The 14,614-nt window shown below is 33.0% G+C and carries 16 protein-coding genes; 12 read left to right on the top strand and 4 right to left on the bottom strand.

Translation table 11 applies throughout. The features are described from left to right. Window positions 1-92: 92 nt before the first annotated feature. A complete protein-coding gene (locus tag ACXGSQ_RS08315; protein ID WP_458629145.1) occupies window positions 93-764 on the bottom strand; it encodes a phosphoglycolate phosphatase in 672 nt (223 codons plus the stop codon). 116 nt (window positions 765-880) lie between these two features. Beyond that, window positions 881-2,926, bottom strand: a complete 2,046-nt coding sequence (locus ACXGSQ_RS08310; protein WP_458629144.1) for a dipeptidyl-peptidase 3 family protein — start codon at window positions 2,924-2,926, stop codon at window positions 881-883. A gap of 95 nt (window positions 2,927-3,021) precedes the next feature. Here ACXGSQ_RS08310 and ACXGSQ_RS08305 point away from each other — a divergent pair, with 95 nt between their 5' ends. Next, complete coding sequence (locus ACXGSQ_RS08305; RefSeq protein ID WP_458629143.1) at window positions 3,022-4,044, top strand: SRPBCC family protein; 1,023 nt, start codon at window positions 3,022-3,024, stop codon at window positions 4,042-4,044. 98 nt (window positions 4,045-4,142) lie between these two features. Continuing rightward, the gene (gene crcB, locus ACXGSQ_RS08300; RefSeq protein ID WP_458629142.1) at window positions 4,143-4,508 is read left to right on the top strand and encodes a fluoride efflux transporter CrcB; all 366 of its coding nucleotides are present in this window, start codon (window positions 4,143-4,145) and stop codon (window positions 4,506-4,508) included. Window positions 4,509-4,658: 150 nt separating this feature from the next. Here crcB and ACXGSQ_RS08295 read toward each other — a convergent pair whose 3' ends face one another. Continuing rightward, window positions 4,659-5,027 carry a DUF1801 domain-containing protein gene (locus tag ACXGSQ_RS08295; RefSeq protein WP_458629141.1) on the bottom strand — a complete coding sequence of 123 codons (369 nt, stop codon included), beginning with the start codon at window positions 5,025-5,027 and terminating at the stop codon, window positions 4,659-4,661. A gap of 92 nt (window positions 5,028-5,119) precedes the next feature. On the opposite strand from ACXGSQ_RS08295, the gene ACXGSQ_RS08290 reads away from it, so the two are divergent. The 10 genes from ACXGSQ_RS08290 to ACXGSQ_RS08245 all read left to right on the top strand — a co-directional run bounded on the left by ACXGSQ_RS08290 (window position 5,120) and on the right by ACXGSQ_RS08245 (window position 12,991). After that, window positions 5,120-5,770 (top strand): hypothetical protein, encoded by a 651-nt coding sequence (locus ACXGSQ_RS08290; RefSeq protein WP_458629140.1) that lies wholly within the window; start codon window positions 5,120-5,122, stop codon window positions 5,768-5,770. Window positions 5,771-6,014: 244 nt separating this feature from the next. Continuing rightward, window positions 6,015-6,311, top strand: a complete 297-nt coding sequence (locus ACXGSQ_RS08285) for a winged helix-turn-helix domain-containing protein (RefSeq protein WP_458629341.1) — start codon at window positions 6,015-6,017, stop codon at window positions 6,309-6,311. A 96-nt stretch (window positions 6,312-6,407) separates the two neighbouring features. Further along, window positions 6,408-7,802 (top strand): DUF4153 domain-containing protein, encoded by a 1,395-nt coding sequence (locus tag ACXGSQ_RS08280; RefSeq protein ID WP_458629139.1) that lies wholly within the window; start codon window positions 6,408-6,410, stop codon window positions 7,800-7,802. Window position 7,803: 1 nt separating this feature from the next. Further along, the gene (locus ACXGSQ_RS08275) at window positions 7,804-8,139 is read left to right on the top strand and encodes a hypothetical protein (protein WP_458629138.1); all 336 of its coding nucleotides are present in this window, start codon (window positions 7,804-7,806) and stop codon (window positions 8,137-8,139) included. 22 nt (window positions 8,140-8,161) lie between these two features. Next, window positions 8,162-8,650, top strand: a complete 489-nt coding sequence (locus tag ACXGSQ_RS08270) for a Coq4 family protein (protein WP_458629137.1) — start codon at window positions 8,162-8,164, stop codon at window positions 8,648-8,650. Next, a complete protein-coding gene (locus tag ACXGSQ_RS08265) occupies window positions 8,647-9,261 on the top strand; it encodes a SanA/YdcF family protein (RefSeq protein ID WP_458629136.1) in 615 nt (204 codons plus the stop codon). Before ACXGSQ_RS08270 ends, ACXGSQ_RS08265 begins: the two co-directional genes overlap by 4 nt. Then, complete coding sequence (locus tag ACXGSQ_RS08260; protein ID WP_458629135.1) at window positions 9,258-9,665, top strand: ribosomal maturation YjgA family protein; 408 nt, start codon at window positions 9,258-9,260, stop codon at window positions 9,663-9,665. Before ACXGSQ_RS08265 ends, ACXGSQ_RS08260 begins: the two co-directional genes overlap by 4 nt. Further along, window positions 9,653-10,318 carry a DUF1361 domain-containing protein gene (locus ACXGSQ_RS08255; protein WP_458629134.1) on the top strand — a complete coding sequence of 222 codons (666 nt, stop codon included), beginning with the start codon at window positions 9,653-9,655 and terminating at the stop codon, window positions 10,316-10,318. Before ACXGSQ_RS08260 ends, ACXGSQ_RS08255 begins: the two co-directional genes overlap by 13 nt. Window position 10,319: 1 nt before the next feature. Beyond that, window positions 10,320-11,030, top strand: coding sequence for a hypothetical protein (locus ACXGSQ_RS08250; RefSeq protein ID WP_458629133.1), 711 nt, complete (start codon window positions 10,320-10,322; stop codon window positions 11,028-11,030). 74 nt (window positions 11,031-11,104) lie between these two features. Continuing rightward, complete coding sequence (locus tag ACXGSQ_RS08245) at window positions 11,105-12,991, top strand: redoxin domain-containing protein (RefSeq protein ID WP_458629132.1); 1,887 nt, start codon at window positions 11,105-11,107, stop codon at window positions 12,989-12,991. A 108-nt stretch (window positions 12,992-13,099) separates the two neighbouring features. Here the strand turns inward: ACXGSQ_RS08245 and ACXGSQ_RS08240 are convergent, their stop codons facing one another. After that, on the bottom strand, window positions 13,100-14,302 hold the full coding sequence (locus ACXGSQ_RS08240) for an NAD(P)-dependent oxidoreductase (RefSeq protein ID WP_458629131.1): 1,203 nt from the start codon (window positions 14,300-14,302) through the stop codon (window positions 13,100-13,102). Between the last annotated feature and the right edge of the window lie 312 nt (window positions 14,303-14,614).

The following is a 14,614-nucleotide window of genomic DNA, read 5'->3' as shown; positions in this document are numbered from 1 at the left end:
TATACGTAAAGTCACGTACGTTTTGAACCAAAAAAAGCACCTACAAAACTGTAAGTGCTTTTTAAAAACAAATACTTTCTAAGTTTACCTCTCTAAAACAACTTGGCAAGTTCCGCAAACTCATCAACAACTAATGTTGGCTTATAATCGGCAATGTTTTCATTATAGTTATAACCGTAGCTCACACCAATACTATCCATGTTGGCGTTTTGAGCGGCCAGAATATCATTTTTAGAATCACCAATCATCATGCTTTTTTCTATGGTGGTATTCAGTTCTTTTACTAAGTGTAACAATGGTGCTGCACTTGGTTTTTTCTCAGCTAAGGAATCTTCACCAATCCAACATTTAAAATATTTGGTGATTTCTAAAGTGTCTAAAATCGGTTTTATAAATCCATAAGGTTTATTAGTGCATATGGCCATTTTATAGCCTTTTTTATCTAAACTTTTTAAGGTTTTTAAAACACCAGGATACATAAACGTATCTACACAAATAGCGTCTTTATAAGCCGCTAAATAGATACCAAAGGCTTCTTTTAGCAAGGTTTCTGGCAGCTCCCTGTCTTGCATCCTATATTCTAGAGCTCTACGCACCAAAGGTTTTGCGCCATTGCCTATATAAGGCGTGACTTGTGCTATGGTTAAGGGATGTAAACTATAATGCTTCAACATTTTATTTACGGCCAAGGTCAGATCTGGAATACTATTAATTAGCGTGCCATCAAAATCGAATATAATTAGGTCTTTATCTTTAAAATTCACAGTGTTTCATTTAACAACAAAGATGCGGAAGTTTTGTTAAAACCGTACCTGTTGGCGCATAAAAAAAGCACCTACATTACTGCAAGTGCTTTTTTAATATTATCCGTAATTGAACATTAATTCACATCTGGAAGATGGTTGTAATTCTTACTATAATATAACATTTGTTCTGCAAACGTCTTTGGCTGTGTTACTTTAATGGCTGTGATTTCACCAACCTCATTAGTTTCAGGCACTAAAACAGGATTTACAAAACCACTATAAGGTGGAGATGGAAATTGCTTGTTACGTTCTAAAACTTCGGCATGAATAGCTTGATCGACTTTTACACCATAACCTTCAACTAATGCTTCAACGGCTTCAAAATCTCCTTCAGATTTAATACGTTGTGTTTCTCTTAATAATTGACCAAAAAGTTCATGTAATTTCTTATAATCATTAATATTGAAATACGTTTTACCCTCTCTGGTTACTTTTTCAATAACATTATCTGCTTTTCCTTTTTCAAAAGCCCAAGCCGAAACCCATTGTCTGTTACGCATATGTGCTTCTTCTACATCGTCACCAAGGTTTAAACGAACAAGCTGTGTCATTAAACCATTTCTAATATAACCATCATAAGCCGCTTTCCCAACTTTTTCCCAATCGTCTACAAGACCGAGTTCTTGTAATTTAGAATCGTATAAATAATACAACCCAACTAAATCAGCACGTCCTTCTTCTAAGGTAGATGCATAATTTTTTAATGTTTCTTTAGTTTCACCAACACCAGGATTTAATTGCCCTGAAGCATGACCAATGACTTCGTGTAATGCGGTGTGTAATTTATCTGCTAGTTGTCCGTATTCTTCTTCTAACTGTAGTTCTTCTTCATCGTGAACGAATTCTTTTAAACGCCCTGTACCACCTGCATTATTGTAAGCATTAATAATGTTTCCTAAAGAAACTGATTTACTGCCTACTGCTGCTCTAATCCAATTGGCATTTGGTAAGTTAACACCAATTGGTGTACTTGGAGAGGCATCACCAGCTTCACCTGCCACATTAACGACTTTATAACTTACGCCAACAACACTATCTTTTTTATGTTCATCCATTAAAGGTGAATTGTCTTCAAACCATTGTGCGTTTTCAGATAAAACGGCCATTTTCTCAGACATGTCAAAATCGTTAATTTGTACAATCGTTTCATAAGACCCTCTGTATCCTAATGGATCGTTGTAAACTTCAATAAAACTATTGATATAATCTACATTTCCTTCTGTTGCTGCGGTCCAAGCCACATTATAATCGTCCCAAGTTTGTAAATCACCTGTTTTGTAATATTGAATTAACAAACCTAAGGCGTTACCTTGTGCTTCATTTTCTGCAACACCTTGCGCTTTTTCTAACCATTTTACAATTTCATCTATAGCAGAGCCATATAATCCGCCTGACTTATAAACCCGTTCTTTTAACACTCCATTTTCTTTTACCAATTGTGAGTTTAACCCATAAGACAACGGCTTCTTTGGATCTGGAGAAGTTTTTGTTTTGTAAAAATCAGCAACATCTTTATTAGTAACATCAGGACCATAAAAGTTAACCGCAGATTCTAATACGTTATCTACACCTTTAGCTTGGTTTACTTTTTTAGCATCCTTATCGTTAAAGATGACGTCAAAAGCTTCACCTTCTAAGGTTGTATTTGTTGCTGCTAATAATTCATTTAAATACTCCTTATTAAAATCAGGCTTCAATTTAGCGTTAGAATAATGATGGTGAATACCGTTACTAAACCAAACGCGTTTTAAATAGCTTTCAAAATTATTCCAATTCGCTGTTGTTTTATCTCCATTAAAATTGGTGTAAATATTTTCTAAAGCATGTCTAATTTTAAGATTGTGTCTATAGTTCTGATCCCACATAATATCGCGACCAGCAAGACCTGCTTGTGTTAAATAATAAACCAATTTCTGTTCTTTTAAACTTAGATTTTCCCAACCTGGTATTTGATAGCGCAAAATTTTAATGTCTGCAAACTCTTCTACATTAAAATTGAAATCCTTTTCTACAGGCTCAACAGTTTTAACTGTTTCTGCTGGCGCTTCTTTTACGTCATTCTTACATGCTACTATTAGCAAAGTAAAAAGGCAAATTTTAAATATTAATTTTAAATTCATATAGTTTATTTATTTAGTTCTACACAAATGTAATGTATATATCACATATCATAAAATCACTATCTTTGATTTATACAAAAATCTAATCCTTATAAATGAAAGCATTTAAATCCTTCCTTTTATTATTTCTAATCCTTGTTATTGGCGTTTCAATTTATATTGCTGTGCAACCCAATTCGTTTGAAGTAACGCGAACCAGAACAATAAAAGCACATAAATCTGTTATTTATAATAATGTCATTGACTTTAAAAATTGGAAATCATGGAATCCTTGGACCGAAAGTAATCCTGAAATTGTTGTTACCCTTGGAGATACCACAAAAGGAATTGGAGGTACTTATAATTGGAAAGACAAAGCTACATTAGGACGTATGTCTACCATAGCAACAAAACCAAATACCTCTATTACACAAGACATGCAGTTTGGTGAGTTTCCAAAATCTAATGTAACCTGGGATTTTAAATCTAATTCTAATGGTTCTACAGACGTAACATGGACCATTTCTAGTAAAAATTTACCCTTTGGATTTAAAATGTGGTCAGCTTTTTCAGGTGGTATGGAACAGCAGATTGGTCGAGATTATGAAAGAGGCTTAGAAAAATTAGACAGCACAGTACAGGCTGAGATGAAAGTTTATAATGTTAATGTTTTAGGAATTACACAACACAGTGGAGGGTACTACCTTTACAATACGGCATCATGCAAATTCAGTGATTTCCCTCAAAAAATGAAAACGATGCTTGGCGATATTGGATCGTACGCTATAACACATAATATTTCAATGGCCGGGAAACCGTTTGTTTTATACCATAAATGGGATGAAGACAATGATGCTGTGATTTTCTCTGCGTGCATCCCTACAAATTCGAGAATTCTTTCAGAAGAACCCGAGGTGCTAACAGGTAAACTAGAATCCTTTAGAACTGTAAAAACCATTTTAAATGGTAATTATTCAAACTTGAAAGAAGCTTGGAATGCCACCATGACCTATATTGCAGACCATAACCTCGAAATGATTGAAGGAGGACCAATGCTTGAAACCTATTTAACAATGCCTAAAAATTTTCCAAATCCAGCAGATTGGAAAACGGAAATATATGTAGCCATTAAAGAATAGGATACAATTTTAAGTAGTTTTATAGTGTTTGAACTATAAAACTTAGATGACAATATGCATAGTTAAGCCTCTATATTTAAACAAACGATTAATAAACATTGAAACAACTAATTCTCGTATTTCTGGGTGGTGGCTTTGGTAGCGTGCTGCGTTTTATCATTGGAAAATGGCTCAACAATTCTCAAACAGGTATTCCTTATGGAACGTTTGTTGCCAATATTTTAGGAAGTCTATTAATAGGTATTATTCTTGGCTTAGCGGCTAAAAATGAAACCTTGTCTCAAAGTCAGACCTTGCTTTTAGCGACTGGTTTTTGTGGTGGATTTACAACATTCTCAACCTTCGCTTATGAAAACCATGTGTTTTTAAAATCGGGTGATTTTATGAGTTTTGCGATTTATACAATTGCTAGTTTTGTGGTTGGATTTTTAGCGGTGTTTTTCGGAATGTTTTTGGTTAAGTGAGTTTATTGTTTGCAAAGGCTCAAAATTTCAGCACCCCAAAGGATTTTCTGTCAGCTTATTCTGCAATCAATTAAAGACTTAAATAGGCGAATTATTTTTTCTATTCTCTGACTAAATACCGTTTCCGATTACTACGACTGTAAACGACAATCAATCCTTCTTATAAAAGCCTTTTTCCTTCTTTGCTTCTACTTCTTTTAAGATTGAAATAAAAATGGTGTCATCAATATCATCTAGTGTTTTATAACGCAACGATTTTACAACTTTACGTTTTTCACTTACTAAATAAGCATCCCATTGTTTTGATAAGTGAGCAGAATGCCAAAAGCCAACATCAACGTAATTTTTGGTTTTATTAATATAGCACATCGGTCTTTTACCCATATAATAACATGGCATTCGCCATTTGTAAAGTAAATCAGCTTCTGGCAATGTGTGCTCTATTAAGACCTGCAAATGCATAAATATAGACTTGAATGGTTCGGGCTGATTTAGAATATGTGTTTCTGCAGGGTTCAAACTAAGATCTTAAGATATTTTCAAAAATAATAAAAATTAATTAAGAATAATTCATATAAAATCGTTTACTTTGTATTTCAAAGTACTTTAATATGAGCAACAAAGATTATCTAAAAGACATAAGCGAGATAAAACACCTTATGAATAAATCTTCTCGATTTATTTCCTTAAGTGGATTATCTGGTATTCTCGCTGGTATATATGCTTTAATTGGTGCCGCTGTGACCTATTGGCTAGTGAGCACTTATAGTTATGGTACACTCAAATTAGATGGTTGGATTTTTGAAACCGTATTACTCATTCTATTCTTAGTTGCGTTTTTTAGTGTAGCTACGGGCATTTTACTAACCACCAGAAAAGCAAAAAAAACTGGTGAAAAAATATGGGATAACTCTTCTAAACGATTGTTATTTAATTTTCTAATACCTCTAGTTTCAGGTGGTTTATATACTTTAATCATTCTAAGTCAGGGGAAATATGGACAAACCGGTGGCTTAATGTTAATTTTCTACGGCTTAGCGTTAATCAATGCTTCAAAATATAGTATCGGAGATATTAAGTATTTAGGATTTATTCAAATAGCTTTGGGGCTTATTGCGGCAGTGTATCCTGGATATGGGTTTTGGCTTTGGGTTATTGGCTTTGGCATAATGCATATTGTATATGGAACTTGGATGCATTTTAAATATGATGTGAAGTCAAACAATGTTCACGCGAAGACAGCTAAGCCGCAAAACAAATGAAGATTTTATACTGAAAATTTACACGAAGAGACACGACGTTGCACAGAGAAAAAGAGAGATAAGAGAAATAAGAAAAAGGTTCTCGCGAAGTCGCAAAGTAAAAAATAATGCAGCGATGCATAGAGATTACACGGAGATTCACAGAGACTATTAAGGAATTGGCAAACTATTTAAATATCAATTCACCTAATTTCGAAACTGAATATTGAAAATAAATAAAATTCCTGCTTTCGCAGGAAGTGAGATGAGCATAATAACCAACATAAATAAACTTTTTGATCATAGGATACGACTTGGCATTATGTCGGTTCTGATGGTAAATGAGTATGCGGATTTTAATATGCTAAAAGACCTATTGGGGGCCACAGATGGCAATTTAGCCAGCCACACAAAAGCATTAGAAAAAGCAGAATATATTTTGGTTGAAAAACAGTTTATAGGTCGAAAACCGAATACAAGATACAGCGTTACAAGATTAGGAAAATTAGAATTTCAAAAACACATAGAAGCCCTAGAAAAACTGATAAACAAAACCCAATAAAACCACCTCAACTGCCCTAAATAGAACAGTTGAACACTTAAAATATTTTTTTTAATCATTCACTTTGAAATTCAAAGTACTTTAAAATCATTCGTCATGAAACAACTAATCTTATTCATTGCAGCCCTCTTATTTAGCACCTTCTTCTACAACCAGACTATCGGGCTTAACCTCTTTTTATTCAGTATTCTTACGGTTGTCATCCTTTTTATTAATAACAAGTCTCAGTTTAAGAATCAGAAAACCCAAACCTACGCTATAGCGTACCTCATCACCGGACTTACCATATTTTTCCATAGTTCTACACTTTCTATAATTGCAAATCTAGTAGCCTTTTTCACTTTAATAGGTGTACTCTCTGAAACTAAATCGTCTATTTACGTCAATTGGCTAAACGGTTTATACACAACAATAGCTGGTTTTTTTCACCGTAACTTTGCCATAGTTGAATCAAAAACTAATCCCGAAGAAACAGAAGAAAAAACAGCCATAGATTATTTCCATTGGGCTAAAATTATTCTAATTCCATCCGTAATTGTAATCCTTTTTATTGCGCTTTACAAAGAAGGAAATCCGCTGTTTAGGGCATTAATAGAAAAAATAGATTTCGCATTTATAAATATCCAATGGGTATTGATGGCTGGATTAGGCTACTACTTGTTTAATAATATTTATGCCCCAATAGCAGTAGAAGCTGCTACTGAAATCGATTTACAAACCGATAATAGTTTACACAAAACAGAAGCCTTTTCTATTCCAAAATTAAAACAGGAGAATCAACTTGGCATCGTCTTAATTGCGCTTTTAAATGCCTTAATCGTTATGTATTTAATTACAGATATCACCTTTTTAACAACACAACAAGACGTAAGCGCTTCTGTTTATTCTGCTCAGGTTCATAATGGCATCAATGCTCTTATAGCTTCTATTGTTATTGCTATAATGATCCTACTTTATGTCTTTAGAGGTAATCTGAATTTTTACGAACAAAACACCACACTAAAACGTTTAGCCTTTGCTTGGATTATTTTAAACATCCTATTGGTCTTAAGTATCGTTTTTAAGAATACTCAGTATATCTATAATTTTGGTTTAACCTATAAACGCATTGGAGTTAATATTTATCTTCTACTCGCCACAATTGGACTAATCACAACACTTTTAAAAATAAATAATGCCAAAAATAATTGGTATTTATTTAGATTAAACACCCAAGCTGCATTTATAATTCTTATTGTTTCTAGTACTATAAATTGGGATTATCACATTACCTATTTCAACTTCAATTATGCAAAATCAATGGACTATGATTATGTCATTGGTCTATCCAATAACAACACCTTATTATTGAATGAACAGCTAGAAAACAAATATTTAAATCGTGACTCTATTCATCTTATAAAATCAAAATACAACCAATATGTTTATAAGCTAAGAACTAATAATTGGCAAGAATTACAATACGATAATTTTAAATTAAATACCAAATAAGATGGCTGCATTAATCGTCTTTACGGTTTTAATTATTGGAGGTTTTACGTTTATCATTATAAGACTTAGTATTTCATGTATGTTTTGGTTTTCTAAAAACCCAAACGACAAAGCGTTAGTCTTTAAAACCTATTTCCCCTACTATATGATTATCCTATTTGGATTGGAATTAACGGCACTTATAACTTTTAACTACGCTTCTAGTGTCCTCTATTATTCAATAAGCACATATGTTTTAGCACTTTTAATTTGGAACTTTAAATTAAAGTACAGCAAAAGTCACTATTCCACAATCGTAAAACAACAAAACCACAGCATCCCGAATTACCATGAGTAATCTATTTAAAATATTAAAACACATGCGAAAACAACTCATCATTTGGATGTTTGAACATTCACAACGCATATACACAACTTTATTTAAAAACCATGAATCATGGAAAATTACTAAATCCGAGCTATTAAAACTACCAGAACCTGCTTTTGGACGACATTTAGGCGAATTTCTAAAGAGGCATAATTTTGACTTAATCCCAAAAGTAGAGCGTCATGATTGTTACCACGTACTTTGTGGCTACAGTATAAAAGTTGAAGATGAAATTGCACTACAATGTCTGTGTTATGGCAACGGAAAACGCAGTCCTTACTTGTATGGAGCGATTATTCTTGGAGTCGCAATTCTTCCAGATTATTATAAATATTACTATAAGTCTTTTAAAATAGGGCAAGCGGCAAATGCTTTTCATCATTTTGATTATCAGGAATTACTAACCTCTTCCATTTCAGACTTCAGAGCTGCTATGTTTCCAAAACACAACTTATTAAACCTCAACATAATTACAATATGAAGATCTTAAAACGTGTAATAATAGCAGGAATTTGTTTGACTATAAGTATTTTTAGCATCTTTCACTGGATAAGCTATAAAGCTAATGACCTTAATTATACAGACCTAAATAATATTCCGAAAAACAAAGTTGGGCTGGTCCTTGGTGCAAGCAAATGGGCTCCAAGCGGAAACCTAAATCTATTTTATAAACACAGAATAGAAGCCACTGTGGCGCTCTACCAAGCGGGTAAGATTGATTACATTTTGGTGAGTGGTGATAATGGAAGAAAAGACTATGATGAACCCACTGATTTCAAAACTGATTTAATTGCAAAAGGAATCCCTGAAGAATGTATATTTTTAGATTATGCAGGTTTTAGAACGCTAGATTCTATAGTGAGAGCTAAAGCCATATTCGGACAGCATTCCATAACAATTATCTCTCAAAAATTTCATAACGAACGCGCTATCTATATCGCTCAACATTTTAACATTAACGCTATAGCATTTAATGCCAAAGACGTTTACAAAACACCAGCTCGCGAATATTTAGCACGCACGAAAGCCAGCTTAGATTTATTATTTAATGTCCAACCAAAATTCTTAGGAGAAAAAATCACCATCCAATGAACTTTAAATTTCACAAAAACTATTTAGTCTTGGCACACAGTTTGTTCTTGGTAGAACTAGCTATTGCTTTCATTATAAAAACAGGATTTATTCGTTACACTTTTGGCGATTATCTCGTTGTAATTTTACTATATGCAATTATTAGAGGATGCACTAATCTGAGTGTGAGGGCCTCAAGTTTAATCGTCCTCTTAATTGCTTATGGTATCGAATTTCTTCAACTCACACCATTTTTAACTTACTTTAATTTAGAAACTAATCTTACAGCTAAACTCATCTTTGGTAGCACCTTTCATATTACAGACTTACTCGCCTATACCTTAGGAATACTCACCATTCTGGGTGCAGAGACTCTTATCCCTAAACTTAAAAATTTACAAAGCAACAAACTATGGAAACTATAAAAACAGAGCTTATAAAGCGATTTAAAACCCTATCGTTAATTACAGTAGCCTTACTATTTAGTGCTATTTTATTACTAGTCCGTGTAAAACTCAACAACTCTTTTTTCTTTCTATTTCTAATCTGGAATGTGTTTTTGGCCATCATACCCTTCTCCATCACCATGTATTTAACCACCACTCCAAATCTTAGTCACATTAAGCTTGCTGTGTGGTGCATCATTTGGCTAGCTTTTTTACCCAACGCCCCCTATATTGTTACAGACCTCATTCACATTAGAATAGGAAATGATGCCTTATTATGGCTTGATGTACTGGTAGTGCTGTCTTTTGCCTTAAGTGGATTACTGTTATTTTATATCTCTATTACCCATATGCAACAACTTGTTTTATCTAAATTTAAAAAGTTTCCTATTGAAATTATCAGTATCGCTATTCTTTTTTTGTGCGGATTTGGAGTCTACTTAGGACGATTCCTTCGTTACAACACTTGGGAAATCATAAGCCAACCACACCATTTATTTAAAGATATTTTAACGATTGTCTTTTCTCCATTTCAACATTATGAAGCGTGGTTATTTACCCTTGGCTTTGGTGCGTTTTTAACCATAGGCTATTTTATGTTTAAAAATTTGAATCGACTAAAACTAAATTAAAATGATAAAACTAACTTTTATAGCCATGTGCCTGTCTGTCTTTATGATGAGTTGTAGGGATAACTCAAAAACAATAAGCCATAGTAATCAATTCGAAGTCCAAATCGAAAAGGACAGTTCCAAAATCGAGATTGCTGATTTACCCATTAACATTGATAGTACAGATTATTTAATCCACCCAATTGGATATATTTCTGAGTATAATTCTAGATTTTCAAGTTATAAGAATGGAAGTGATAATACGTCGTATTCAGTAGGACACTATACTAATTTTTCTATAAAAGGTACGTTTAGTAATATTAAATTTCAACAGATTACTTCAGAACAACTCACTGCTTTAACAGATAAGATCATAGAAATCACATCCATCCATTTTCTGGAAGACTTAAGACAACAAACCGGACTTCAATTGCTAGTGTACACCATTAGAGATATGGATACCAACAAAGATGCAAAGCTAAATTCTAAAGATGTTGAAACGTTATATATAAGTAATATTGATGGTAACAACTTTAAAAAACTCACCCCTAATTTAGCTCAAATTGTCGATTGGAAACTGATACCACAATTAAAACGATTGTATTTTAAAAGTATATCAGACTCTAATACAAATGGTAAGTTCGACAAGAATGACACCCTTATCTATCAATATGTTAACTTAGAAGACAAAACTCTAACTGTTAAAAATTATTATCCCATGAAACACCTTTAATTTACTTAAATGGAAAAACAGTCTTTTAAAACTAAATATTTGATATTTTTATACTTCATAAATTACACTATATCATGAAAAAAATAGCATTTTACACCGTACTTTGTTTATTCCTTTTTGTTGCCTGCAAGAATGAAGACAAAGTAGCACCTCAATCTGTTGAAATTGGGGATTTTAGTTTTTCTTCTAAGACCATTGAAGCTAACACACCATTCCAAATCACTTATAATGGAACAGGAGAATTAGACGATAGTTTTTACTACGAATTAAAGCATACCAAATCATATCCTTATGATTTAGAATTTAAAAACAAAACAGCAACGATTACCGTACCAGATAGTATTTCGGCTATTGCTTTTAATATTAAAGTTGATGACAATTATGCTAACAACAATGAAGAAGGATTCCTTTTTTCTGTCGTTAATACCAATAAAAATACAGCTGCAGACACAGAAGCTTCTAAACAAAATTACATCGTTAATTATGGCAAAGATTTTGGTATTGAAGGCAGTGTTGAAGATGCATTAAATGCCGTAGAAAAGGCCTTAAAGACAAATCCTGAATTAAAAAAAGAATGGATAGAAAGACATCTATATTTAGCGAGACAAGTCGATGTCCAAAAGGCTAAAGCCATTAGTGATATGTATCTTTCTGAATTTAGCACTAAACAAGCAGAATCACTAGACGACTACAAAACCTTATCTAGTGTTTATAATGGCATAAGAGATTCTAAACGTAGTGATAGTATCCTCAAAATAGTCGCTGAAAAATTTCCTGATAGCGATTTAGCCTTACGAGCTGTAATTAATGATTTCTCTGCAACAAGAGAACTCAGTACGCTAGAAACTATTTTTAATACACATAAAGACCAATTATTAGAGTCAACCTATGCAAGTTATGTTCTAGGAACCTTAGCCAAGGCAAATTATAAAAAAGGTGACATGAAGGCTTTTGAACATTATTTAAGTCTTCAAAACAGCAAAACAGATAAAGCATCGCTTTATAATACTATTGCTTGGCCCAAAGCTGAAACAGGTGAAGATATAGAAGCAGCTATGGCATTATCTAAAAAATCTTTAGAGCTGATAAAAGCAGAACAAAGCGCACCTCAAGATAAGCCAGAATATTTAACTCCTAAACAATATGCAAACAGCTTAAAGAGCGCCTATAATATGTATGCTGACACCTATGCATTATTAGCCTTTAAAAAAGGAGAAATCAAAGAAGCCATTACCTACCAAGCTTTGGCTGTAGAAGATGGCAATAATGCCGAATTAAACGAACGTTATATTGAATTTTTGATGGCGGATAAGCAGTATAAAACCGTTATGGAAAAAGCTTCTAAATTTATTGAAGACGGTAAAAGCACAGCAAAACTAAAATCCTATTATAAAGACGCAGTAACCAAAGTAGATGCCACATTAGATGCTGGTGCGATGTTAGCTAAACTTGAAGACATTGTAAAAGAAAACGAAACAAAACGTTTAAAAGCATCTATGTTAGATGACGAGGCCCCTGATTTTACTTTAACGAATTTAAATGGTGAAACTGTGACATTATCGTCATTAAAAGGCAAAACTGTGATTTTAGATTTTTGGGCAACGTGGTGTGGTCCTTGTATCGCTGCTTTTCCTGGTATGCAAAGTGTCGCTACAAAATATAAAGACGATGAGAACGTGGTATTTCTATTTATAGATACATTTGAAAATGGAAAAAATAGAATTGAAAATGTCTCTAAATTCTTAGAAGCTAATAATTACGATTTTAATGTCTTAATTGATCCTTTAGATGAAGCCAAAGGAACATATAAAACCGCAAATGCTTATGACGTTTCTGGTATACCTAATAAAGTGATTATTGGCCCAAGTGGACGAATTAATTTTAAATCAATAGGTTATAGTGGTTCTGCTGAAAAGATCGTTACTGAAATAGATATTATGATTGATCTTCTAAAAAAATAAAAACGACAGTTAACAATCTAAAAAGAGGAAAGTCTTAATTGACTTTCCTCTTTTTTATTACTCCGATGTTTATTTAAACCAACACTATTTTGCGTTATAAAACGTGTTTTATTTCCCATCTACATAATCTTGTAAATAGCTAAACCGTTTAGTTAACTGTCCGTCTTCGGTCATTTTTGCTCGCTTTAGAATACCATTTTCATCATTGTTAAAAAATGCAGGTAATACATGTTCCAAAAATGCTTCACCAAAACCTTCACTAGCATCTTTTGGTAATTCACATGGCAAGTTATCTACAGCCATAACTGTTATAGCACCTTTAGCATCGTAAGCGACTTCTTTTTCACTGATAGGATCGTAACCATAAAAAGGATCTTCAATAGTTGACGCTCTAAGTGTGCTTGCCACAGGACCGTCAATATCACAAGAAATATCGGCAATCAAATTAATTTTAAAATCAGGGTGTTTAGCATTTTCTCTTGTAAACAAATAAGGTGCATTATTACCGTAAAAGTGACCTGCAATAAAATAATCAGACTCCTTAGCGTATGGCATAAAGTTACTGACATAACCCGACGGATCTTTATAAAACTCATACTTATCCCCTACTTTGCCATCTTCTCGTTTAGCGTATTCCATAACATCAGCCATAACATAAACGGGCTCCGTAAACTGTGAAGTTAAATACAACGCATCACTAATTTGTTTAATCCCTAAATGATCTAAGATTTCTTTAGCACCATAGGCCACTTTACCTGTCCCTGTTAATACAATTTTAATATTAGGGATTGTAATTTTATCCAATTCCGCTTTTACAGCATCTAAATCAGCAAGGGTTTCTACTTTAGGCAATTCAAATAATCCATCTCTTAAGCCTAGCGCTCTAAACCCATTGTAAGCACCAACTAAACCCGCAAAACGTCCAAATCCAATAAGCCTTGCACCACTCTTTTTAACAATAGTTTCATGGTCAAACATTTCTATATTTTTCTCTAACATAGCCTTTAAGAGCGTTCTGTTATAAGGTTGTTTTTTAATCGTATGTGAGAAGTAGAAATATTTTTTATTTGGAATTAAATGTTCAATAGGCACTTCTTTAACTCCAATCATTACATCGGCATGCGATACATCATCTAACACTTCAAAACCTAATTTTAGATAAGATTCATCAGGGAAAATTCTAATATCAGAAGATTCTACAATAAACTTAGCATTTCGAAATTGAACTCGAGCTTCTGCTAAATGTTCTGGTGAAAATACCACCCGTCTGTCTGGTGGATTTTTACGTTCTTTTATGATGGCAAATGTCATAGATAAATTTTAAAATTGAGATAGTTCTACATTAAATATTGCCCAGTATTTATATTACAAATACATTATTAATTTCTTTAAATGGACTCAAAGAAATTCAATAATTCCGGCATTTAATTTTGAAAATATTTTCACGAAAATAAGCGGATTTGCATGTTTTCGCAAACATTCTTTGGTTAAAAATATTTATAAGCTTTAAGGTCCGCAACAGTATTCATCATATATTATAGGCTTCTGGTTTACGGTACTTTAATTATTACTTTTTTTTACAAACGCTGTTCAAATAACTTATTTACAGAACTATCGCTATAA

The organism is Winogradskyella sp. PC D3.3, from assembly GCF_054366245.1.
This window is presented reverse-complemented; position numbering and strand designations above follow the sequence as displayed.